This window comes from Streptomyces sp. BYX5S, from assembly GCF_054724165.1.
Window position 1 is genome coordinate 6,585,187 of record NZ_CM138829.1, and the last position, 22,490, is coordinate 6,607,676.

19 protein-coding genes are annotated in these 22,490 nt (G+C 70.9%); 4 read left to right on the forward strand and 15 right to left on the reverse strand.

Features of this window, described 5'->3' with window-relative positions; translation table 11 throughout:
* The first annotated feature begins 236 nt into the window (after positions 1–236).
* Positions 237–902 carry a bifunctional DNA primase/polymerase gene (locus ACYBSK_RS29645; RefSeq protein ID WP_457480319.1) on the forward strand — a complete coding sequence of 222 codons (666 nt, stop codon included), beginning with the start codon at positions 237–239 and terminating at the stop codon, positions 900–902.
* 120 nt (positions 903–1,022) lie between these two features.
* On the opposite strand, the gene ftsY is transcribed toward ACYBSK_RS29645, so the two are convergent.
* Positions 1,023–2,249 (reverse strand): signal recognition particle-docking protein FtsY, encoded by a 1,227-nt coding sequence (gene ftsY, locus ACYBSK_RS29650; protein ID WP_460243968.1) that lies wholly within the window; start codon positions 2,247–2,249, stop codon positions 1,023–1,025.
* 211 nt (positions 2,250–2,460) lie between these two features.
* Between ftsY and ACYBSK_RS29655 the strand changes: the two genes are divergently transcribed.
* Complete coding sequence (locus ACYBSK_RS29655) at positions 2,461–3,906, forward strand: cytosine permease (RefSeq protein ID WP_460243969.1); 1,446 nt, start codon at positions 2,461–2,463, stop codon at positions 3,904–3,906.
* 63 nt (positions 3,907–3,969) lie between these two features.
* Positions 3,970–4,947 (forward strand): LLM class flavin-dependent oxidoreductase, encoded by a 978-nt coding sequence (locus tag ACYBSK_RS29660; protein WP_460243970.1) that lies wholly within the window; start codon positions 3,970–3,972, stop codon positions 4,945–4,947.
* Positions 4,948–5,034: 87 nt separating this feature from the next.
* On the opposite strand, the gene ACYBSK_RS29665 is transcribed toward ACYBSK_RS29660, so the two are convergent.
* The 4 genes from ACYBSK_RS29665 to ACYBSK_RS29680 form a co-directional block, all read right to left on the reverse strand.
* Positions 5,035–6,450: a sugar porter family MFS transporter gene (locus ACYBSK_RS29665; RefSeq protein ID WP_457480323.1), complete on the reverse strand. Its 1,416-nt coding sequence runs from the start codon at positions 6,448–6,450 to the stop codon at positions 5,035–5,037.
* A gap of 245 nt (positions 6,451–6,695) precedes the next feature.
* Positions 6,696–10,358 carry an AAA family ATPase gene (locus ACYBSK_RS29670; protein WP_460243971.1) on the reverse strand — a complete coding sequence of 1,221 codons (3,663 nt, stop codon included), beginning with the start codon at positions 10,356–10,358 and terminating at the stop codon, positions 6,696–6,698.
* Between the two features lie 273 nt (positions 10,359–10,631).
* Positions 10,632–10,832, reverse strand: a complete 201-nt coding sequence (locus tag ACYBSK_RS29675) for a hypothetical protein (RefSeq protein ID WP_356388941.1) — start codon at positions 10,830–10,832, stop codon at positions 10,632–10,634.
* A gap of 379 nt (positions 10,833–11,211) precedes the next feature.
* Complete coding sequence (locus ACYBSK_RS29680; RefSeq protein WP_457480325.1) at positions 11,212–11,493, reverse strand: acylphosphatase; 282 nt, start codon at positions 11,491–11,493, stop codon at positions 11,212–11,214.
* 144 nt (positions 11,494–11,637) lie between these two features.
* Between ACYBSK_RS29680 and ACYBSK_RS29685 the strand changes: the two genes are divergently transcribed.
* Complete coding sequence (locus tag ACYBSK_RS29685; protein ID WP_460243972.1) at positions 11,638–12,579, forward strand: CAP domain-containing protein; 942 nt, start codon at positions 11,638–11,640, stop codon at positions 12,577–12,579.
* Positions 12,580–12,604: 25 nt separating this feature from the next.
* Here ACYBSK_RS29685 and mutM read toward each other — a convergent pair whose 3' ends face one another.
* The 10 genes from mutM to ACYBSK_RS29735 form a co-directional block, all read right to left on the reverse strand.
* Complete coding sequence (gene mutM, locus ACYBSK_RS29690; protein WP_460243973.1) at positions 12,605–13,465, reverse strand: bifunctional DNA-formamidopyrimidine glycosylase/DNA-(apurinic or apyrimidinic site) lyase; 861 nt, start codon at positions 13,463–13,465, stop codon at positions 12,605–12,607.
* Between the two features lie 127 nt (positions 13,466–13,592).
* Positions 13,593–14,384 (reverse strand): ribonuclease III, encoded by a 792-nt coding sequence (rnc, locus tag ACYBSK_RS29695; RefSeq protein ID WP_457480328.1) that lies wholly within the window; start codon positions 14,382–14,384, stop codon positions 13,593–13,595.
* A 7-nt stretch (positions 14,385–14,391) separates the two neighbouring features.
* Positions 14,392–14,565 (reverse strand): 50S ribosomal protein L32, encoded by a 174-nt coding sequence (gene rpmF, locus ACYBSK_RS29700; RefSeq protein WP_030676011.1) that lies wholly within the window; start codon positions 14,563–14,565, stop codon positions 14,392–14,394.
* A gap of 2 nt (positions 14,566–14,567) precedes the next feature.
* The gene (locus ACYBSK_RS29705) at positions 14,568–15,212 is read right to left on the reverse strand and encodes a YceD family protein (RefSeq protein WP_457481897.1); all 645 of its coding nucleotides are present in this window, start codon (positions 15,210–15,212) and stop codon (positions 14,568–14,570) included.
* Between the two features lie 144 nt (positions 15,213–15,356).
* Positions 15,357–16,445: an ATP synthase F0 subunit B gene (locus ACYBSK_RS29710; protein WP_460243974.1), complete on the reverse strand. Its 1,089-nt coding sequence runs from the start codon at positions 16,443–16,445 to the stop codon at positions 15,357–15,359.
* Between the two features lie 82 nt (positions 16,446–16,527).
* Positions 16,528–17,007, reverse strand: a complete 480-nt coding sequence (gene coaD / locus ACYBSK_RS29715) for a pantetheine-phosphate adenylyltransferase (protein ID WP_457480330.1) — start codon at positions 17,005–17,007, stop codon at positions 16,528–16,530.
* Positions 17,008–17,033: 26 nt separating this feature from the next.
* Positions 17,034–17,633, reverse strand: coding sequence for a 16S rRNA (guanine(966)-N(2))-methyltransferase RsmD (rsmD, locus tag ACYBSK_RS29720; RefSeq protein ID WP_457480331.1), 600 nt, complete (start codon positions 17,631–17,633; stop codon positions 17,034–17,036).
* A gap of 206 nt (positions 17,634–17,839) precedes the next feature.
* On the reverse strand, positions 17,840–20,050 hold the full coding sequence (gene recG / locus ACYBSK_RS29725; protein WP_460243975.1) for an ATP-dependent DNA helicase RecG: 2,211 nt from the start codon (positions 20,048–20,050) through the stop codon (positions 17,840–17,842).
* A 98-nt stretch (positions 20,051–20,148) separates the two neighbouring features.
* On the reverse strand, positions 20,149–21,126 hold the full coding sequence (locus ACYBSK_RS29730; RefSeq protein WP_460243976.1) for a 2-hydroxyacid dehydrogenase: 978 nt from the start codon (positions 21,124–21,126) through the stop codon (positions 20,149–20,151).
* Positions 21,123–22,490, reverse strand: coding sequence for an enolase C-terminal domain-like protein (locus tag ACYBSK_RS29735; protein ID WP_460243977.1), 1,368 nt, complete (start codon positions 22,488–22,490; stop codon positions 21,123–21,125). Before ACYBSK_RS29735 ends, ACYBSK_RS29730 begins: the two co-directional genes overlap by 4 nt.

A 22,490-nucleotide genomic window follows, 5' to 3' on the forward strand; every position in this document is an offset into this window, starting at 1 on the left:
GAACCCGGAAACGCCACCATTCGCCACCCCTTCGAATGAACTCAGCGGCGGCCCCACACGATTCACTTGACACAGGACAGCCGGAAGTAGGCGGAACAGGGTGGACGGGGGCGCGCGATACGGGGCGCACCACCCCGAGTGCGACTGGGCTCCGACCCGTCGGGATGTCGTGCGCATTGGGTAACGATCCCGTTCCGCCGCGTAACCACCGGCGCGCAGGATGTGTTGGAGGGGGCATGGGCTTCACGATCGGCGGCATTCGCGAGATGCGCACCGGCACACGTCGCCGCGGCCGCACGTCGGGCCGCGCTTCTGAGTGCACCACGGTGGCGGAGTTCACCGGCCTCTGGGGCTGGGACGTGGTGCCCGGCGCCCGCGCCGCCGGCTCCGCCTGCTCCTGCGGAAGGGCCGGCTGCCCGACCCCCGGGGCCCATCCCCTCGACCCGTCGGCGGTGGTCCCCGCGGGTGCCACGCTCGACGAAGTGACCGAGTCCTGGAGCCGGTTCCCCGGTGCTGCGGTGCTGCTGCCGGTGGGCCGGGCCTTCGACGTCATCGACGTGCCGGAGGCCGCGGGGCGCCGGGCGCTGATCCGCCTGGAGCGCATGGGCCTGCCGCTCGGCCCGGTCGTCGCCACCCCCGAGGGCCGCGCCCACTTCTTCGTGGCACCGGGCGCCGCGGCCGAACTCCCCGCGCTGCTCTACCGCATGGGCTGGGACGACGCCGCCCTCGACCTGCACGCCCTCGGTACCGGCACGTACATCACCGTCCCGCCCTCCGACCGCGGCGGCCTCGGCCCGGCGACCTGGCTGCGCCCCCCGTCCCTGGACACGGCCAACCAACCGCCCCAGGCCCGGCTGCTGCTGGGCACCCTGGCGTACGTGGCCCACCGAGCGCCCCGGTAGGGGCGCACCCTCAGGGGCGCGGGGAACTGCGCAAAAGAACGGGACCACAGAAAAAACCGCAGCCGCGCCGCCCAAAAGAGAGCAGCACGACCGCGGCCTCCCCGCACCGAGGCGAAGCGTTTACTCGCCGATCAGCGCATCCACGAACGCCTCCGGCTCGAACGGCGCCAGGTCGTCCGGCCCCTCACCGAGTCCGACGAGCTTCACCGGCACGCCCAGCTCCCGCTGCACCGCCACGACGATGCCGCCCTTGGCCGTACCGTCCAGCTTGGTCAGCACGATGCCCGTGATGTCGACGACCTCGGCGAACACGCGGGCCTGCACCAGCCCGTTCTGCCCGGTCGTCGCGTCGAGCACCAGCAGCACCTCGTCGAGCGGCGCGTGCTTCTCCACGACCCGCTTGACCTTGCCGAGCTCGTCCATCAGCCCGGTCTTGGTGTGCAGCCGCCCGGCGGTGTCGATGAGGACGACGTCGGCGCCCTCCTCGATGCCCTCCTTGACGGCGTCGAAGGCGATGGAGGCGGGGTCGCCGCCCTCGGGCCCGCGCACGGTGCGCGCACCGACCCGCTCGCCCCACGTCTGCAACTGGTCGGCGGCGGCCGCGCGGAAGGTGTCCGCGGCGCCGAGGACCACGTTCTTGCCGTCGGCGACAAGCACGCGCGCGAGCTTGCCGGTGGTGGTGGTCTTGCCGGTGCCGTTGACGCCGACGACCATCACGATGCCCGGGGTCGTGCCCTCGGTGGCGAGCCCCTCCGTCTTCACGGAGCGGTCGAACTCGGGGACGACGAGCTTCAGGAGCTCCTCGCGGAGCAGCGCGCGCAGCTCGTCCGGCGTGCGCGTGCCGAGCACCTTGACGCGCTCGCGCAGGTTGTCGACCAGCTCCTGGGTGGGCTGCACACCGACGTCGGCGGTGAGCAGGATGTCCTCGATCTCCTCCCACGTGTCCTCGTCGAGGTGCTCGCGGGACAGAAGGGAGAGCAGGCCCTTGCCCAGCGCGTTCTGCGACCGGGAAAGGCGGGACCGCAGCCGCACCAGGCGGCCCGCGGTCGGCTCCGGAACCTCGACCTCGGGGGCGGCGGGCTCCTCGACGGCCGGAGCCTCGGGCGACCTCCCGACCGCCGGTTCGGCGGTCGGGAGGTCGACCTCTTCGATGGTGCGCCGCGCTTCGTCGCGCGGCGTCTCGGCCTCTTCGCCGACGTGCGGCTCGGTGGGCGGGGCGGTGGTGATGTCGGGCGTCGCCGGCGGGGGCGGGGGCAGCTGCTTCTTACGGCGGCTGCCTACCACGAGCCCGCCGAGCGCGCCGAGCACGACCACGGCGATGACTACAGCAAGGATGACGGTTTCCATAACCCGTCCAGTATCAGTCATGGGCCCCGTTCAGGCCGTGTTCGTACCTTCCTCCAAGGGACAAAGGGCCCTGACGGGTTCGACTCGGACTAAAGTACGATGGCAGTCGCCGCATCAACGCGCGTAGAGTCCATCGCGATCACGTCACCCCCCACCGGCCCTCGTCGTCCCCGCACGACGGAGCCGAGCGAGAGGCACGGAACCCCACCGCATGAGCAAGACCGCCGAAGCCGAAGGCGCCCTGGAGACACGCGGCATCGAGCCCGTCCCGGACGCCGAGCGCACCGCAAGGACCCGCGAGCTCTTCCCCACCTGGGTCGCCGCCAACATCAGCGTGCTGCTGCTCACGATGGGCGCGAGCCTCGTCGTGGCGTACGAGCTCAACTTCTGGCAGGCCATCGTCGTCGCCATCGCGGCACCCATCGTGTCGTACGGGCTCGTGGGCCTGATCGGCATCGCGGGCAAGCGCGGCGGCGCGCCCGGCATGGCGCTGTCCCGGGCCGTGTTCGGCCAGCGCGGCAATCTGCTGCCGGGCTCGCTGATCTGGATCGCGCGCTGGGGCTGGGAGACGATCAACGCGGTGACCGGCGCGTACGCCGTGCTCACCGTCCTGGACATCCTGTTCGGCATCAAGCAGAACAACTTCCTGGTGATCCTCACCCTGCTGCTGTTCGTCTGCGCCACGTTCGCGATCTCGGGCCTCGGCATCAACGTCGTGCAGATGTGCAACAAGTACGCGACGTACCTCTTCGGCGTCTTCTCGGTGCTGGTGCTGGTCTACCTGGTCATCGACACCGACTGGTCCGAGGTCTTCGGGCGGCCCGCCGGGCAGACGTCGCTGATGGTCGCGGGCATCGGCATGATCGCCGCCGGTGGCGTCAGCTGGATCCCGTCCTCCCCCGACTTCACGCGCTACCTGCCGCGCACCGCCTCCGCCAAGGGGATCATCGGGAACTCGATCGGCGGCGCCGGAATCGTCGTGCTGCCGATGGTCCTGATGGGTGCCGTGATGGCGGTCTCCACCCCGGACCTGGCCGACGCGGCGGACCCGGTCTCCTTCCTCGGCGAGATCCTGCCGCTGTGGATCGCGGTGCCGTACCTGCTGATCGCGCTGGTCGGCATGCTGCTGATCAACGCCATGTCGATGTACTCGGCCGGGTTCACCGCGCAGACCCTCGGCTTCAAGGTGCCGCGGCACTGGGCCGTCTCCATCAACGCGGTGATCTCGCTGGTCTTCGGCGCGATCCTGATGCTGGTGGCGACGAGCTTCATGAGCTCGTTCATCTCCTTCCTGTCGCTGCTCGCCGTGGCGTTCTCCGCCTGGGTCGGCGTCTTCGGCGCGGACATGTTCACGCGGGGGCACTACGACGGTGCGGCCCTGATCGACACCACCCGCACCAGCGCCTACTGGTACAAGGCCGGCTTCTCCCCCGCCGCGTGCGTGGCCTGGGCGGTCGGCCTGGTCGTCGGTCTGCTGTTCACGTCGTCGACCTGGTTCTCCGGGCCGCTCGCCACGAACAACTTCATCGGTGAGTACGGCCTCGGCTGGGTCGTCACGATCGTCGTCTCCGGCCTGCTGTACCTGGCGCTGCCCAAGCCGGCCGACACCACGACGGCTCCGGACGCGCCCGAGGCCGCCGAGGCCATGGCTTCCTGACGCCCCGTCAGCTACCGTCCCCCTTCACCAGAGCCCGCGTGCCCGTGTGAAGGGGGACTTCTCATGCCCGTATCCGTCGTACGGTTCAACCTCGTCGACCCCGCCGGCACGCCCGAGACACTCGCCGCCCGCTACCAGGCGTCCGTGGAGATGGCGCGTTACGCCGACGAACAGGGCATCGACACGGTCCAGACCGAGGAGCACCACGGCGTCGCCAACAACTGGCTGCCCTCGCCCTTCACCTTCGCGGGCGCCGTCCTCGGCGCCACCCAGCGCATCGCGGTCACCGTCTCCGCCATCATCGGGCCGCTGCACGACCCGCTCCGCCTCGCCGAGGACATCGCCGTACTGGACCTGGTCGGCGGCGGCCGCCTGGTGACGGTCTCCGGGATCGGGTACCGGCCGGAGGAGTACGCACAGTTCGACGTCGACTGGAAGCGGCGCGGCAGGCTCCAGGACGAGCTGCTCGAAACGCTGCTGAAGGCGTGGACCGGCGAGGAGTTCGAGTACCGCGGACGCCGGGTCCGGGTCACGCCGCGCCCGTTCACCCAGCCGCACCCGCTGCTCCTGGTCGGCGGCTCCTCGCAGGCGGCCGCGCGCCGGGCGGCCCGCCTCGGCCTCCCGTTCTTCCCCAGCGCGCACCTGCCGGAGCTGGAGTCGTACTACCAGGAGAAGCTGAAGGAGTACGGCACCGAGGGCTGGACCATGATGCCCGGCGAACAGACCCCGCTCCTCCACCTGTCCGAGGACCCGGACCGCACCTGGGCCACGTACGGCGAGCACTTCCTGCACGAGGCGCGGACGTACGCCTCGTGGCAGTCGGGGGACATCAAGTCGGCGGTGAAGTCGGGGGCGCGGACGGTCGAGGAGCTGCGCGCCGAGGGTGTGTACCGGGTGCTGACGCCGGACGAGTGCGCGGGTCTGGGGCTCGACAGCTACATCCTGCATCCGCTCTCCGGCGGGATGCCGCTGGACGAGGGGCGCCGCAGTCTCCAGCTGTACTGCGAAAACGTACTGCCCCGGCTGAAGGACCAGTCGTAGGTCCTTCAGCCGGGGCAGTGACGGCAACGGGGAGATGGCAGCGGGGACTTGAATCCATCTCCCCGGGTTCTCGGGGAGGGGCCTGGGTCAGCCCATCTCCTCCAGCGCCTTGCCCTTCGTCTCCTTGACGAACTTGAGCACGAAGGGAATGGAGAGCGCGGCGAAGATCGTGTAGATCACGTACGTCGCGGAGAGGTTCCAGTCGGCCAGCGACGGGAAGCTCGCGGTGATCGCCCAGTTGGCGATCCACTGGGCGGAGGCGGCCACACCGAGCGCGGCGGCGCGGATGTTGTTCGGGAACATCTCGCCGAGGAAGACCCAGACGACGACACCCCACGACAGGGCGAAGAAGAGGACGAAGAAGTGGGCCGCGACCAGGGCCACCCAGCCCTGCGTCGCCGGCAGCTTGCCGTCCACCAGGTCGTAGCTGAACGCCCAGGCCTCCAGGGCCAGACCGATCACCATGCCGACCGAACCGATCAGGGCCAGCGGCTTGCGGCCGATGCGGTCGACGAAGATCATCGCGATGACGGTACCGATGATGTTGATGATCGACGTCGTGAACGAGTAGAAGAACGAGTCCGTCGGGTCGACACCGACCGACTGCCACAGCGTCGAGGAGTAGTAGAACGCGACGTTGATGCCGACGAACTGCTGGAAGACCGAGAGGCCGATACCGATCCAGACGATCGGCTTGAAGAAGAAGCTGCCGCCGAGCAGGTCCTTGAAGGAGGACTTGTGCTCGCTGTGCATGGCGTGCTTGATCTCGGCGACGCGCGCGTCGAGGTCGATCTCCTTGCCCTCGACCTCTTCGAGGACCTGCTTGGCACGCTCGGTCTTGCCGGCGGAGATCAGGAAGCGCGGCGACTCGGGGATCGCGAAGGAGAGCAGACCGTAGATGACGGCCGGGACGACCATCACGCCGAGCATGACCTGCCAGGCCTCCAGGCCCATCAGCTTGCCGCGCTGGTCGCCGTCGGCGGCCTGGAGCAGCGCGTAGTTGACGAGCTGGGAGATCGCGATGCCGATGACGATGGCGCCCTGCTGGAAGGAGCCGAGCCGGCCGCGGTAGGCGGGCGGGGCGACCTCGGCGATGTACGCCGGGCCGATCACCGAGGCCATACCGATGGCGAAGCCACCGATGATCCGCCAGAAGGCGAGGTCCCAGATCGCGAAGGGCAGCGCCGAGCCGATGGCGCTGATGGTGAACAGGACCGCCGCGATCTGCATGCACCGGATGCGGCCGATGCGGTCGGCGATGCGGCCCGCGGTGGCGGCGCCGATGGCGCAGCCGATCAGGGCGATGGCGATGACCTGGGCGAGCGCGGCAGAACCGATGTCGTACCGGTCGCGGATGGCTTCGACGGCTCCGTTGATCACCGAGCTGTCGTAGCCGAAGAGGAAACCGCCCATCGCGGCCGCGGCCGCGATGAAGATGACATGGCTCAGATGCTCGGGCCTGGCTTCCCGGGCTCCGGACTTTGGTGCCGCACTGCTGGTCACATGTACTCCTCGGGCCACCGGCTTCGCTGCCGGGGGTGGGGGCGAGCCCTTCAGATGCGATTCCAGTGGCGCACAAGTTCACGCCGCCCACCACCTGAAGGTAAAAGCAACGTTGCAGAGACTATGCCTTCATGTTTTGAAGTCAATACTTCGGGTCCTGTGAATTTCAGGCATGGGAGAGTCGTTATGTGTTCAAGACTTGAACATGACCGGTGGAGGTGGTGACCGCGCTCGGCGCGCGGCGGCTAGCTCAGCCGCTGGCTGATGACCTTCGACACCCCGTCGCCCTGCATGGAGACGCCGTACAGCGCGTCCGCGACCTCCATCGTGCGCTTCTGGTGCGTGATCACGATGAGCTGCGAGGCTTCCTGCAACTCCTGCATGATCCGGATCAGGCGTTGCAGGTTGGTGTCGTCGAGGGCGGCCTCGACCTCGTCCATCACATAGAACGGGCTGGGCCGCGCCTTGAAGATGGAGACCAGGAGGGCCACCGCGGTCAGCGAGCGCTCGCCGCCCGAGAGCAGGCTGAGCCGCTTGACCTTCTTGCCCGGCGGCCGGGCCTCGACGTCGACGCCCGTGGTGAGCATGTTCTCCGGGTCGGTCAGGACGAGCCGTCCCTCACCACCGGGGAACAGCCGGCTGAAGACACCCTCGAACTCGCGCGCCGTGTCCCGGTAGGCCTCCGTGAAGACCTGCTCGACCCGCTCGTCGACCTCCTTCACCACTTGAAGCAGGTCGGCTCGGGTCTTGCGCAGGTCCTCCAGCTGCTCACTGAGGAAGTTGTGGCGCTCCTCCAGCGCCGCGAACTCCTCAAGGGCAAGCGGGTTGACCTTGCCGAGCTGCTGGTACGCGCGCTCCGCGGACTTCAGCCGCTTCTCCTGCTCCGAACGGACGAACGGGCGGGGCCTGTTGCGCGGGTGCTCCGGGTCCTCCGGCAGCTCCTCGCCCTCGGCGGGGAGCGAGGGCGGCACGAGCTGGTCCGGACCGTAGTCCGCGACGAGCCCGGCCGGTTCGACACCCAGTTCCTCCAGAGCCTTGGTCTCCAGCTGCTCGATCCGCAGCCGCTTCTCCGCTCCTAGTACCTCGCCCCGGTGGACCGAATCCGTGAGTTTGTCGAGTTCTTCCTTCAGATCGCGGCCGCGGGAGCGCTCGGCGGCCAGCTCCTGCTCGCGCGCCGCCTTCGCCCGCTCGGCCAGGGTTCGTTCCTCGTCGGAGCGGGTGATCGACACCTCGACGTGCGCGAGCAGCTGCCGGGCGCCGGAGGCGACGGCCTCGGCGACGGCGGCCTCGTAGCGGCGGCGGGCGCGCTGGCGCTCGGCGCGTGCGCGTGCCTCGCGTTCGGCGCGGGCGGCCCGGTCGAGGGAGTCGGCGCGGCCCGCGAGGCCCTTGACGCGCTCCTCGTGCGTACGGACCTGGAGGCGGGCCTCCATTTCCGTCTGCCGGGCGTTGGCGCCGTCGGCGGAGAGGCGGTCGCGCACGGAGGTGTCCGGCTCCTCGTCGGCGGGCTGTTCCTCGGCCACGGCGAGGCGCTCGGCGAGTTCCTCGGCGTCCTGCACGGCCTGCTCCAGCGCGTCCTGGGCCTTGGCCGCGGCGGCGGCGCTGCGTTCGGCCTCGCCCGCGGCGCCGCGGGCCTGGCCGGAGAGCCGGCCGAGCTGCTGGGCGCGGCCGGAGCGCTCGCGCTCCATCAGCCGCTGCTGCTGCCCCAACTCCTCGACGAGGGCGGCGCATTCGGTGCGGCGCTCGGCGGCGGTGTGCTGGGCCTCGGCCCAGGCCTCGCACTGGGCGGCCAGTTCCTCCAGCTCGGCGGCGGCCTCGTCGACGGAGGCCTGTACCTCCAGGAGGCTGGGGGCGGCGGCGGATCCGCCGTGGGCGAAGTGGGCGCCGAGGAGGTCGCCTTCGGCGGTGACGGCGGTCAGGTCGGGCCGGGCGTACACGAGGTCTTCGGCGTCTTCGAGTGTTCCTACGACGACGATGCGGTGGAGGAGGTGGTGGACGGCAGGGAGCAACTCGGCGGGGCCGTGGACGAGTTCCGCGGCGGGTTGTGGGGTGCGGGTTCCGGGTTGCGCTGCACCGCTGGGGCTCTGCCCCAGACCCCGCTCCTCAATCGCCGGAGGGGCTTGATTGGTGGAGCCGTCCCGCATCGCGGGGGCTTGATGGGTGGAGGCGTCCCGTGGTGGCGGAGATGGGGGGTCGGAGGTCAGGAGGAGGGAGGCGCGGCCCGCGTCTTGTTTGCGGAGGAGGCGGATGGCCTCGGCGGCGGCCGTGGGGGTGGTGACCGCGAGAGCGTCGGCGGCCGCGCCGAAGGCGGCCGCGACCGGGACCTCGTAGCCCGGGGTCACGGACAGGAGTTCGGCGGCAGGGCCGAGGAGTCCCGTCAACCGGTCGCGCGCGCCGAGCAGCGCGCCCGTGCCGTCCTTGCGCCGCAGTCCGAGCGCGAGCGCCTCGTGGCGGGCCGCGAGCGCCGCGCGCTTGCGCTCCCCGGACGTGGCGGCCTCCCGCGCGGCCGTCAGCGCGGCCTCCGCCTCGGCGAGCGCGGCCTTGGCCTGCTCGTGGCGGGCGGAGAGCTCCTCGTCACCGGCGTCGAGCCCGTCGACCTCGGCCTTCAGCTGCTCGTACTCCTCCTGCGCGGCGACGGCCCGCGCCCGCGCCTCGTCGCGGGAGGAGGCGAGGCGGTCGATCTCGGACTGGGCGGAGGCGGCGCGGGAACGCGCCGCGTTGGCCTGGCCCTGGAGGCGGGCGAGCCCTTCGCGCCGGTCGGCGATGGCCCGCGCGACGTCCTTGAGGCGGCGCTCCTCGACCGCCAGCTCGCGCTCCAGGTCCGCGCGGTGCGACACCGTCTCGTCCAGGGCGATCTGCGCCGCCTCCAAGGCGGCCTCCAGCTCGGCCTCCTGCTCCCGCACCCGCGCGGCCTCGCGCTCCAGGTCCTCGGGGTCACGGCCGCGCCGCTCCTCGGCGGGCGCGGCGGTGGCGCTCTTGACCCGCGCGTCGGCCAGGGAGACCGTGCCGCGCACCCGCTCGGCGAGCTGCGACAGCTCGTACCAGGTCTGCTGCGCCCGCTGGAGCCGGGGCGTCAACTGCCGGACGGCGTCCTCCAGGTGCCCCTCGCGCAGCTGCGCCTTCTTCAGCTCCTCCTCGGCCGCGCCCTTGCGCCGCTTCAGCTCCTCCTCGTCGGCGACCTCGGCGCTGAGCGCCGCGCGGTGCCGCACGAGATCGTCGGCGAGCAGCCGGAGGCGGGCGTCGCGCAGGTCGGCCTGGATGACGGCGGCGCGCCGCGCCACGGCGGCCTGCCTGCCGAGCGGCTTCAACTGCCGCCGCAGCTCCTCGGTGAGGTCCTGTACGCGCGAGAGGTTGGCCTGCATCGCGTCCAGCTTCCGCAGCGCCTTCTCCTTGCGCTTGCGGTGCTTGAGGACGCCCGCGGCCTCCTCGATGAAGGCGCGGCGGCCCATGGGGTCGGCGTGCAGCACGCCGTCGAGCTGGCCCTGTCCGACGATGACGTGCATCTCGCGGCCGATGCCGGAGTCCGACAACAGCTCCTGGATGTCGAGGAGTCGGCACGTGTCGCCGTTGATCTGGTACTCGCTGCCGCCGTTGCGGAACATGATCCGCGTGATGGTGACCTCGGCGTACTCGATGGGCAGCGCGCCGTCGGAGTTGTCGATGGTGAGCGAGACCTCGGCCCGGCCGAGCGGTGGCCGCCCGGTGGTGCCGGCGAAGATGACGTCCTCCATCTTGCCGCCGCGCAGCGATTTGGCGCCCTGCTCGCCCATGACCCAACTGAGCGCGTCCACGACATTGGACTTGCCGGAACCGTTGGGACCCACGACGCAGGTGATGCCCGGCTCGAACCGCAGCGTGGTGGCCGAGGCGAACGATTTGAACCCGCGCAGGGTCAGGGCCTTGAGGTGCACGCCGTCGGACTCTACCCGGCACCCCTGTCTCACTCCATGAACCCGCGGTTTCACGCATGAACATGCAGGGCACATCAGACGTAGAGAACGTCAAGGCCGAGTGTCGCGAAATCCGGTGCGCGGGAGCGCCGGAGAGCCGAGAAGGCGGTCCGGGAGCGGGAGCGGCCGGAAAGAGCGGGCCGGAAGTAAGAAGGGACGCCGAAGCGTCCCTTGCACAACTTGTTGAGCGGCCTGGTTACGGGGCGGCCCGACCACCTACGTCGCTGGGGGTGGTCAGGTGAGCGCAGGCTCCGCCTGGGGTACGTCGACCTCGAAGTGAGCGTCGTGAGAAGCGGCAGCCGCGAGCGCGTCGTTCTCGGCCTGGATCCGACCGAGCTCGGATTCGAGGTCCTGAACGCGCTGCTGGAGCCGTCGCATCTCGGCGAGGAGTCGCGGGTCGCTGCCGCCGACGTAACCGAGAAGCGCCTTTGCCATGATGGATGGTCCTCCACACTGAGTGACCGACCGAAGCGGTGTGGGTCGTGAGGGAATCGCACCCGCGGTGCTTGGCACTTCTTGTTTTGCTGCCGTTCTTACATGCCAAACAGCTAAGGTGCGCGGGGACTTCCAGAGTCTCACCAAAAAGTTTGACGGTCAACACGATCACGCCCCGTATTGGCGGGCAAACCGGGGGCCTCGCGCCGCAGAACCTGCGGTGCGGCCTCACGTCCGGGCCCGGGGGCGTAGAGATCATCCGTCGCTCGGGAGCCTCCCACGAGTACCCGTTCTTGGCAACCACCAGGGCATTTCCGTCTCAGGCAGTTGTCCCCGGCACCTTCCGAGCCCCTCCCCCGGGCCGGACCCCGGTGACGGCTCAGCGGATGGCGAACCCCTCGTAGCCGCCCCGGGGCGTGTCCCAGATCTCAGTCACACCGTCGACCCGGCCGGGTGTGTCGTCGCCGTGGAGCCAGTCGAGCAAGTGCTGGCACGCCTCGCGCGGTCCTTCGGCGACGACTTGAACACGCCCGTCGTCGAGATTGAGAGCAAAACCACTCAGGCCGCCGATCTCCAGCGCACGTGCACGAGTGAACCACCGAAAACCCACACGTTGGACGCGTCCGCGCACCCAGGCGGTGATCCGTACTTCTTCGTTCATGGGTGCACGCTAACCGGCCAAAAGCACTCGGAGCACTTCGCGCCCTTGGGAGTTGGGGTACCGTCGCCGACCACTGAGACTCACTCGTACGGGTGAGAACCATGCGCCACAGTGACGACCGCGAGGATCCAGGAAGGCCAGGACATGGGACGCCACCGACGCTCCGCCGCCGGACGCCCGCATGCGAGCGACTACGCGAACGGGTACGCGGCGTACCCCTCGCCGACCCCGTCGCCCGCGCAGGCGGGCAGCTCCCGCCGCCGCAAGAAGCGTGACGGGGTGCCGCTGCGCACCGGCCTGCTCGGCGCCTCCGCGGCGGTCGCGATGGGCGCGGTCGCCGTGACCACCGGCCTGATACCGGGCGGCGGCGGCTTCAAGCTCGGCGGCGACGGAGGCGGCAGCACGGTGGAGGCCGCCGACTCCCCCGACGTCACGGCGCAGGGCAGCACGGACGGGCCGGTCGGCGACCGGGAGCCGTCCTCGGCGAGCCGGGACACCGAGCGGGCCACACCGTCCGCCTCGCCGTCACGGTCCGCGTCGAGCGCCGCCCCGTCCAAGGAGCCGTCGAAGCAGCAGCGGACGTCCGCCTCCTCCGACGGCGACAGCGGTACGAAGACGAAGAGCGCGAGCCCCTCCACCGCCGCTCCGGCCGCCCCGGCCAAGACGAAGGCGCCCGCGGGCAGCGCCGGCGGCTCGTCGAGCGCGTCGGAGAAGTCGGCCCAGGCGCAGGTCCTCGCCCTCGTCAACCAGGAGCGCTCCAAGGCGGGTTGCTCCCCCGTGACGTCGGACAGCGGCCTCACCGCGCTCGCCACGGCGTTCAGCGACGACATGGCCGCGCGGGACTTCTTCGACCACACGGACCCGGACGGGGACACGCCCTGGGACCGGGCCAAGGCGGCCGGGATCACCGATCTCGGCGGCGAGAACATCGCGCGCGGCCAGGCCAACGCCCAGTCGGTCATGGACGCCTGGATGAACAGCCCCGGCCACAAGGCGAACATCCTGAACTGCGACTTCAAGACCCTGGGCGTGGGCGTGCACTTCGGCTCGGGCGGCCCCTGGTGGACGCAGGACTTCGGCTACTGAGGCCGCCCCGTCCCCCTTGCGTCCCCTACGCCACCGCTCGCGGCGGCCGCTGGCACTTCGGGCAGTAGTAACTGGACCGATTCATCCACGGGCGGCGCCGCATCGGCGTTCCGCACCGGCGGCACGGCAGCCCTTCGCGTCCGTACGCGTCGAGCGAGCGGTCGAAGTAGCCGGACTCCCCGTTCACGTTCACGTAGAGGGAGTCGAAGCTGGTGCCGCCGACGCTCAGCGCCGCGTTCATCACATCCCGTACGTGGCCCAGGAGTTCGGCCGTGCGGGGGCGCGTGAAACCGGCCGTGGGGCGCTCGTAGTGCAGCTTCGAGCGCCACAGCGCCTCGTCCGCGTAGATGTTGCCGACGCCGCTGATGAGCGACTGGTCGAGCAGGGCCCGCTTGATGGTGGAGCGCTTGGCGCGCAGCGCGGTGTGGAACGCGGCGTCGTCGAAGAGCGGGTCGAGGGGGTCGCGGGCGATGTGCGCGATGACGTCGGGCAGGCCGGCCTCGTCGGTGTCGTGCAGGGAGAGCCCGCCGAAGGTGCGCTGGTCGACGAAGCGCAGCTCGGTCGCCAGGTCGTCGGCGAACCGCACCCGGATCCGCAGGTGCTTCTCGTCGGGGGCGTCGTGCGGCTGCACGAGGAGCTGGCCGCTCATGCCGAGGTGGGCGAGGACGGCGGTGCGGGAGTCCTCCAGGGGCAGCCACAGATACTTGCCGCGCCGGCTCGGCTCACCGATCGTCACGCCCTTCAGCCGGGACGCGAAGTCGTCGCCACCGGCGATGTGGCGGCGTACGGAGCGCGGGTGCAGCACCTCCGCCTCCACGACGGTCCGGTGCGCCACCCACCGCGCGAGCCCGCGCCGGACGACCTCCACCTCGGGCAGCTCTGGCACGACGGTCCTCCGTTGTCGGGCCCCTCCGGCGATTGAGGAGCGGGGTCCGGGGCGGAGCCCCGTGGCGTGGGAAGTGCGAAGCCCGCTCGCACCGGTGGGGTGGGAGCGGGCTCAGGAAGCGGAGCGATTACGCTCCGGGGGCCGTGTCGACCGCCGCAGCCTTCGCCCGCTCGTCCGCCGCGGCGCGAATCGCACGCCACGCGGACTCAGCGGCCTGCTGCTCCGCTTCCTTCTTGCTGCGGCCGGTGCCGGTGCCGTACGAGACGCCTCCGACGCGGGCGGCAGCAGTGAAGGTCTTCTCGTGATCGGGACCCGTCTCGGTGACCAGGTACTCGGGAACACCGAGCCCCTCGGTCGCCGTCAGCTCCTGGAGACTGGTCTTCCAGTCCAGGCCGGCTCCCAGATTCGAGGACTTCTCGATCAGCGGGTCGAAGAGACGGTGGACGAGTTCGCCCGCCGCGTCCAGACCCTGGTCCAGGTAGACCGCGCCGATCACCGCTTCAAGGGTGTCGGCGAGGATGGACGCCTTGTCCCGGCCGCCCGTGCCCTCTTCGCCCCGGCCGAGCCGGATGAAGGAGCCCAGGTCGAGCCCGCGGCTGACCTCCGCAAGCGCACGCGAGTTGACCACCGCGGCCCGCAGCTTGGCCAATTGGCCTTCCGGCAGGTCGGGGTGGGTGCGGTAGAGGGTGTCGGTGACCACGAGGCCGAGCACCGAGTCGCCCAGGAATTCCAGGCGCTCGTTCGTCGGCAGGCCGCCGTTCTCGTACGCGTACGAACGGTGTGTCAGCGCACGCACCAGAAGGGCGGACTCGAGCTTGTACCCGAGCCGCCCTTCCAGAAGCGTGTGGGACGAGGCTGTGGTGTCCACCTTTTTCTTGGCGTCATCCGCCTTCTTGGGGCTCGACACTGTGCCTCTCACCAGCCGCTCAGACCTCGAGGACCTGGCGCTTGTTGTAGGTGCCGCAAGACGGGCACGCGATGTGCTGCTGCTTGGGCTCCTGGCAGCGCTCGCACGACACCAGGGGGGTGACCGCAGCCTTCCACTGCGACCGGCGGTGGCGCGTGTTGCTGCGCGACATCTTCCGCTTCGGAACAGCCACGGCTACTTCTCCTGCTTCTCGTCGACGCCCGCTTCCGCTTCGGCGCCGCTCATCTCGTCCTTCTCGCCGTCCTGGATGGTGCCAGCGAGTCCCTGCAAAGCCGCCCAACGGATGTCGACGGCGTCGTGGTGGTGGCCGGGCTCGTCCGAAAGCCGCACTCCGCACTCGGAGCACAGACCCTCGCAGTCTTCCTGGCACACCGGCTGCATCGGCAGTGCGAGCACCACCGCATCACGCAGCACGGGCTCGAGGTCGAAAAGACCGTCCTCGAGAAAGAGCCTGTCCTCGTCGTCCTCGGCGTCGTCGCCGGCGTCGTCCTTGGGACGGCCCCGGTCGTCGGCGTCAGGGTACGAGAACATCTCCTGGAAATCCGCGTCGACCTCTTGGACGACGGGCTCCAGACACCTTACGCACTCCCCCTCGGCCGATGCACGGGCGGTGCCTGTGACAAGCACACCTTCCATGACCGACTCAAGACGGAGGTCGAGCTCCACCGGGGCGCCTTCCGGCACCTCGATGACCCCCAGGAGACCGAACTCCTTGGGAGCGCCGATCGTGCGGGACAGCCGCTGCATGGCACCAGGACGCCGACCCAGCTCGTGCGTATCGAACACGAACGGGTTGCGGTGGTCGAGGTGCGTGCTCAGGGCTGGTCCTGCTTTCGTTCTTCGAAGCTCATGGGGGGTTGCCGCCCCGATTTTCCGGGCAGCTCGGAACGCACGTGTACGCGCGACCGAACAACCAGGGTACTGGACCTTTCGCTCACGGCCCAATCTGCCCCCTGCCCCTGATCAGCGCCCCTGCTCGTACTGCCGCATCTGCTCCAGGCTGATCATGCTCGTGTCGAAGAGACTCGTCTCGTCGAGCGCGCTGTCCTGGGCCTGCGGCTGATGCTGCTGGTGGTGGTTCTGGGCGTCCTGCTGGTGCTGCTGGTACCCGTAGGGGTCCTGCTGCTGGTACGCGTACGGATCCTGCTGCTGGTGCTGCTGGTACGCGTACGGGTCCTGCTGGTACGCCGCGTAGGGGTCCTGCTGGCCGTACGGCTGCTGCTGGAAGGTGCCGTACGGGTCCTGGTCCTGCTGCGCGTACGCGGGCTCCGGGGCCTGGGCCGGGATCTGCGGGACCGGCGGCGCCTGGGACGCGGTCCCCCGCTGGTCCTGGGTGCCGATCTCGGCGAGGCCCGCGAGGTAGTCGGCGTCGCTGGTGTGCGCCTGGCCCTCGACGTCCGCGGCCAGCGTGCCCAGGTCGTCGCTGGCGATCCGGCCGTGCAGCTTCTGGCGGCCCTTGCCGACGGCCTCCAGGGTCTTGGCGAGCACCGCCTCGAAGGCGCCGAGCTTGGTGTCCACGTAGCTGTCCGCGTCCCGGCGCAGCGTCTCCGGGTCGTGGCTGCGCTCGGGGGCGTCCTCGTCCTCGTAGCCGTCGGCGTCGACACCGGGTCCGGTGCCGAGCAGCTTCTCGCGGCCGCGGCCGACCGAGCCGAGCGTCTTGTTGAGGACGACCTCGAAGTTGGCCAGCTTGGAGTCGACGTAGTCGTCGGCCTCCGCGCGGACCTCCTCGGCCTCCTGCCGGGCCTCGGTGAGGATCCGGTCGGCCTCGGCCTGGGCGCTGCGGGCGATCTCCGTGTCGGCGATCAGGGTGCCGCGCTCGGCCCGCGCGCTGTCGATGATGCGCTCGGCCTCGGCGTGGGCCTGCTCGACCATCTGCTCGCGGCCGCCGATGAGCTCCTGGGCCTGCGCGAGGGAGCCGGGCAGCGCCTGGCGCACCTCTTCGAGCATCGAGAGGAGGTCGGCGCGGTTGACCACGCACGAGGCCGACATGGGCATCGAACGGGCGCCGCCGACCGCGGCGACGATCTCGTCGAGCTTCTTCTGCACGTCCACCGTGTGCTCGCCACTCTCTCGTCTAGTCAGAGGGTTGTTGGAGACGGACAAGGCGACTGTAAGCCCAACTGGCGCGTGCGTGTCACTTCTTGGGGAGGCGCTCGGTCAATGCCTCGAGCACGCGCGGCGGAACGAGGTGCGATACGTCACCGCCCCAGGCGGCGACCTCCTTTACCAGGGAGGAGGACAGGAAGCTGTACGTCGGGTTGGTCGGGACGAAGAGGGTCTCCACGCCGGACAGACCGTTGTTCATCTGCGCCATCTGCAACTCGTAGTCGAAGTCGCTGACGGCGCGCAGGCCCTTCACGATGGCCGGGATGTCGCGCTGCTTGCAGAAGTCGACGAGCAGGCCGTGGAAGGCTTCCACCTCCACGTTGCCGAACTCCGCGGTGACCTCGCGGATCAGTTCGATCCGCTCGTCGACGGTGAACAGGCCCTGCTTCGACTGGTTGATCATCACCGCGACGTGCACCACGTCGTAGAGCTTGGAGGCTCGGGCGATGATGTCGAGGTGGCCGTTGGTGATGGGGTCGAACGACCCCGGACAGACTGCGCGGCGCACGGGATGTCCCTCGCTCTCCGGTCCGGTCATCGTGCGTCGTCGCACGTGAGGGTGGTGTTCAAGGCGGCGCGACCGTACCAAAACGTGCCTTCGCCGTAGCGACGGGACCTCAGGCCCTCGAAGCCGTCCGGCCACCGGAATTCGCCGCCTCTGGTGCTGCGTTCAACGGTGACGAGCGCTTCGTCCGCGAGCCAGCCCCGCGTGCGGAGTGTGAGCAGGATCTCCCGAAGATCGTCGTCGGAGACGGCGTACGGGGGGTCGAGGAAGACCAGGTCGTACGGGGTGGTGGGGGCCGGGCCCGCGACGATTTGCTCCGCTTTTCCGGTACGTGCCTCGGCGCCGGGGAGGCCGATGGCGCGGATGTTGTCGCGGATGGTGCGGGCGGCGCGGGCGTCGGCCTCGACGAGCAGGGCGTGGGAGGCGCCGCGGGAGAGGGCTTCCAGGGCGACGGCGCCGGAGCCGGCGTAGAGGTCGGCGACGCGGGTGCCGGTGAGGCTGCCGCCGAGGAGTGCCTGCCAGGTGGAGAAGAGGCCCTCGCGTGCGCGGTCGGAGGTGGGGCGGGTGCCGTTGCCCGGGGGGACGGTGAGGCGGCGTCCGCCGGCCGTTCCGGCGATCACGCGGGTCATCGCGCTACGTCCTTGTCTTCCGTACGAGTGTGCTGTCGCTGCGGGTCCAGTCTGTCAGGCCACCGTCACCCGGCGCCTGTCGACCGGCACCGCCCCCACGCCACGGGGCTCCGCCCCGGACCCCGCTCCTCAATCGCCGGAGGGGCTTGATTTGGCCGTGCTTCCGTCGGAGGGGCTGGAAATGGCCGCGCTTCCGTCGGAGGCGTTCAGCCCTTGTCGAGGTATTGTTCGCGGGTTTCGTCGAGGAGGGCGGACAGGGCCGTGCGGAGGCCGGGGAGGGCGTCCAGTTCCGGGTCGGCCGCGACCACGCGGGTCGCCTCCTCGCGCGCCGCCGCGATGATCTCCTCGTCCTCGATGACGGCGAGCATCCGCAGGGAGGAGCGCACGCCGGACTGGGCCTGGCCCAGGACGTCGCCCTCGCGGCGCTGTTCCAGGTCGATGCGGGAGAGCTCGAAGCCGTCGAGCGTGGCGGCGACCGCGCCGAGGCGGGCGCGCGCGGGGCTCGCCTCCGGCATCTCGGTGACCAGCAGGCACAGGCCCGCCGCCGAGCCACGGCCGACACGACCGCGCAGCTGGTGGAGCTGGGAGACGCCGAACCGGTCGGCGTCCATGATCACCATCGCCGTCGCGTTCGGCACGTTCACGCCGACCTCGATGACGGTCGTCGCCACCAGGACGTCCGTCTCCCCCGCGGCGAAGCGGCGCATCACCGCGTCCTTGTCGTCGGGCTGCATGCGGCCGTGCAGGACCTCGACCTTGAGGCCCTGGAGCGGGCCGCGCGCCAGCTCCTCGGCCACGTCGAGCACCGCGAGCGGCGGCCGCTTCTCCGCCTCGTCCTCGGCGGACTGCTTCGTGGCCTTGCCCTTCGCCCCCTTCTCGTCCTCGTCGTCGCCGATGCGGGGGCAGACCACGTACGCCTGGTGTCCGTTGCTCACCTCTTCGCGTACGCGCTCCCACGCGCGCGCCAGGAAGTGCGGCTTGTCGGCCGCCGGGACGACGTGGCTGGCGATCGGCGAGCGGCCGGCCGGGAGCTGGTCGAGGACGGAGGTCTCCAGGTCGCCGAAGACCGTCATCGCGACCGTGCGCGGGATCGGCGTCGCGGTCATGACGAGGAGGTGCGGGGGCTGCTTGCCCTTGGAGCGCAGGGCGTCGCGCTGCTCCACGCCGAAGCGGTGCTGCTCGTCCACGACGACCAGCCCCAGGTCGTCGAACTGGACCTTGTCCTCGATCAGCGCGTGCGTGCCGATGACGATCCCGGCCTCGGCCGTGGCCAGGTCGAGCAGGGCCTGACGGCGGGCGGCCATGCCCATGGAGCCGGTGAGCAGGACGACCTTGGTGGCGTGCTCGGACCCGCCCAGCATCCCGCCCTCGGCCAGCTCGCCCATCATCTCGGTGATGGACCGGTGGTGCTGCTGCGCCAGGACCTCGGTGGGCGCCAGCATCGCGGCCTGGCCACCCGCGTCGACGACGGCGAGCATGGCGCGCAGCGCCACCATCGTTTTGCCCGACCCGACCTCCCCCTGGAGCAGGCGGTGCATCGGGTGTTCGGTGGACAGGTCGTCGAAGATCTCCTTGGAGACCTTCTGCTGGCCGTCGGTGAGCGTGAAGGGGAGCTTCGCGTCGAAGGCGGTCAGCAGGCCGTCCGGCTTCGCCGCGCGCGCGACGGCGGTCAGTTGGGTGTCCGCGAAGCGGCGCCGGGCGAGGGCCACTTGCAGGACGAACGCCTCGTCCCACTTCAGGCGGTCCCGCGCGGCGGCGATGTCGTCCTTCACCTGCGGTCGGTGGATCTTGAGCAGGGCCTCGGGCAGCGGGACCAGGCCGCGGCCCTCGCGCAGCGACTCCGGCAGCGGGTCCTCGGCCTCCCCCGCGCTGGGCAGCACCAGGTCGACCGCCTTGGCGATCTTCCACGACTCCAGCTTGGCCGTGGCCGGGTAGATCGGCAGCAGCGCACCGGCCCAGGAGCCGACGGTCTCGGCGGCGTCCTCCGAGGACTCGGCGGTCAGCAACTGGTAGGCGGGGTGCGCCAGTTGCATCTTGCGGTTGAAGACCGATGCCTTGCCCGCGAACATCGCGCGCGTGCCGGGCAGCAGGTCCTTGTGCGGCTTGTGGATGCCGCGGCCGAAGAAGACGAGCTGGAGCTGGCCGCTGCCGTCGGTGATGGTGACTTCGAGGCGCTGGCCCCGCCCGCCGTTGAACTTCAGGATGCGGGCGGTGGCGACCTGGGCGACGACCGTGACGTGCTCGTCCAGCGGCAGCTCGGCGAGGCGGGTGAGCTCGCCCCGCTCCGCGTATCTGCGCGGGTAGTGGTGGAGCAGGTCACCGACCGTGTTCAGGCCGAGGTGCTCGGCCATCACCTTCGCGGTGGCGGGGCCGAGCACCTTCTTCAGTGGTTCTTCGAGCGCGGGCACGAGATCCATTGCACACCACGCCACTGACAATGGCCGAACGCCTCCCGGAATCCGGCCGCGTCCCGCCCCGTGTCCCTGTCCGGTCTCGGCCGGGTTCACCGGCCGCCTCAGGCCGCTTCCGGTACCGGCGTCACCAGCTTCCCGTGCGCCAGGTACGCGGCCAGGTTGTCCAGCGTCAGCCGTTCCATCTCCTCGCGGGTCTGCACCGTGCCGCTGGCCAGGTGCGGTGTGAGCACCACGTTGTCGAGGGCGAGCAGCGCCTCGGGCACGTGCGGCTCGTCGGTGAACACGTCGAGGCCCGCGCCCGCGAGGCCGCCCGTGGTCAGGAGGTCGACGAGCGCCTCCTCGTCGACGACGCTGCCGCGCGCGATGTTGATCAGGTAGCCCTGGGGGCCGAGCGCCTCCAGGACGGCGCGGGACACGAGGCCGCTGGTCGCCGCGCCGCCGGACGTGGCGACCACCAGGACGTCGACGGAGGCGGCCAGTTCGGCGGGTGTCGCCGCGTACGCGTAGTCGACGCCCGGCACCTCCCGGCGGCTGTGGTAGCCGATCGGGCACCCCATGGCCGCGAACCGGGTGGCGATGGCCTGTCCGATCCGCCCGAGGCCGAGCACCCCGACCCGGGCCCCGCTCACCCGCCGCGCCAGCGGTACGGGGCCCTCGCCGGGCCAGCGGCCGGCGCGCACGTACCGGTCGGCGGCGCTGAGGCCGCGCAGTACGTCGAGCGTCAGTCCGAGCGCGGTGTCGGCGACGCAGTCGGTGAGCACGTCGGGGGTGTTGCTGACGAGGATGCCGCGCTGCCGGGCGAGTACGACGTCGGTGGTGTCGTAGCCGACGCCGAAGTTGACGACGGCGCCGAGGCGCGGGAGCGCGGTCATCAGCTCGGTGCCGACGCCCGCCCGGCCGGAGGTGACGACGACGCCGATCTCGTCCGCGTACCGGTCGAGGAAGGCTGCGCGCTCCGGTCCTTCCGGAGGAAGGACGAGGGCGTCGTACGTGGTGCTCAGGGTCTGCGCGAGGGAGGGCTTGAGGGAGCCGACGGCGAGGACGCGGCCGGTGGGTGCGGGGGTGGGCGTGGGGGTCATGCGGGTACTCCTGTCGTCGCTTCCGGCGCGCGGTCCAGGGCCGGTCGCTTGGGGTCGAATCGCCATCCGGGGACGAGGAACCGCATGGCGACCGTGTCGTCGCGGGCGCCGAGGCCCTCGCGCAGGTACAGCTCGTGCGCGGTCTCCAGGCGCTCGTGGTCGACGCGCACGCCGAGGCCGGGCGCGGTCGGCACGTCGATGCCGCCGTCCCGGATGAGCAGCGGGTCGGTGGTGAGCCGCTGGCCGTCCTGCCAGATCCAGTGGGTGTCGATGGCGGTGATCTCGCCGGGGGCCGCCGCGGCGGCGTGGGTGAACATGGCGAGCGAGATGTCGAAGTGGTTGTTGGAGTGCGAGCCCCAGGTCAGGCCCCATGCCTCGCACAGCTGGGCGACGCGGACGGAGCCCGCCATGGTCCAGAAGTGCGGGTCGGCCAGCGGGATGTCGACGGCTCCCGCGCGCACCGCGTGGCCGAGCTGCCGCCAGTCCGTGGCGATCATGTTGGTGGCGGTGGTGAGTCCCGTGGCGCGCTTGAACTCGGCCATCACCTCGCGGCCCGAGTAGCCGCCCTCGGCGCCGCAGGGGTCCTCGGCGTAGGCGAGTACGTCGCGCAGGGCGCGCCCGTACCGGACGGCGTCGGCGAGCGGCCAGGCGCCGTTGGGGTCGAGGGTGATGCGGGCGTCGGGGAAGCGTTCGGCGAGCGCGGTGACGGCCTCGGCCTCCTCCTCGCCGGGCAGCACGCCGCCCTTGAGCTTGAAGTCGGCGAATCCGTAGCGCTCCCTGGCCGCTTCGGCGAGCGCGACCACCGCTTCGGGCGTGAGCGCCTCCTCGTGGCGCAGTCGGCTCCAGGCGTCGGCGGCGTCGGGTTCCGAGCGGTACGCCAGGTCGGTGCGTGTGCGGTCGCCGACGTAGAACAGGTAGCCGAGGACGGGCACCCGGGCGCGTTGCTGTCCCTCGCCGAGGAGTTCCGCGACGGGCAGGCCGAGGGCCTGCCCGAACAGGTCGAGGAGGGCGGCCTCCAGCGCGGTCTGTACGTGCACGGTGGTGCGCAGGTCGTACGTCTGGAGGCCGCGCCCGCCGCTGTCGCGGTCGCCGAACGCGGCGCCGACGGCGCGCAGGACGGACCGGTAGCGGGCCAGCGCCTCGCCGACGACGTACGGGGCGGTGTCCTGGAGGGTGCGGCGGATCGCCTCGCCGCCGGGGACCTCGCCGACGCCGGTGCGGCCGTCGGAGTCGGTGAGCAGCACGATGTTGCGGGTGAAGTAGGGGCCGTGCGCGCCGCTGAGGTTGAGCAGCATGCTGTCGTGACCGGCGACCGGTACGACGCGAAGTGCCGTGACGACGGGGCCCGTTGGCGCGCCGGTCAT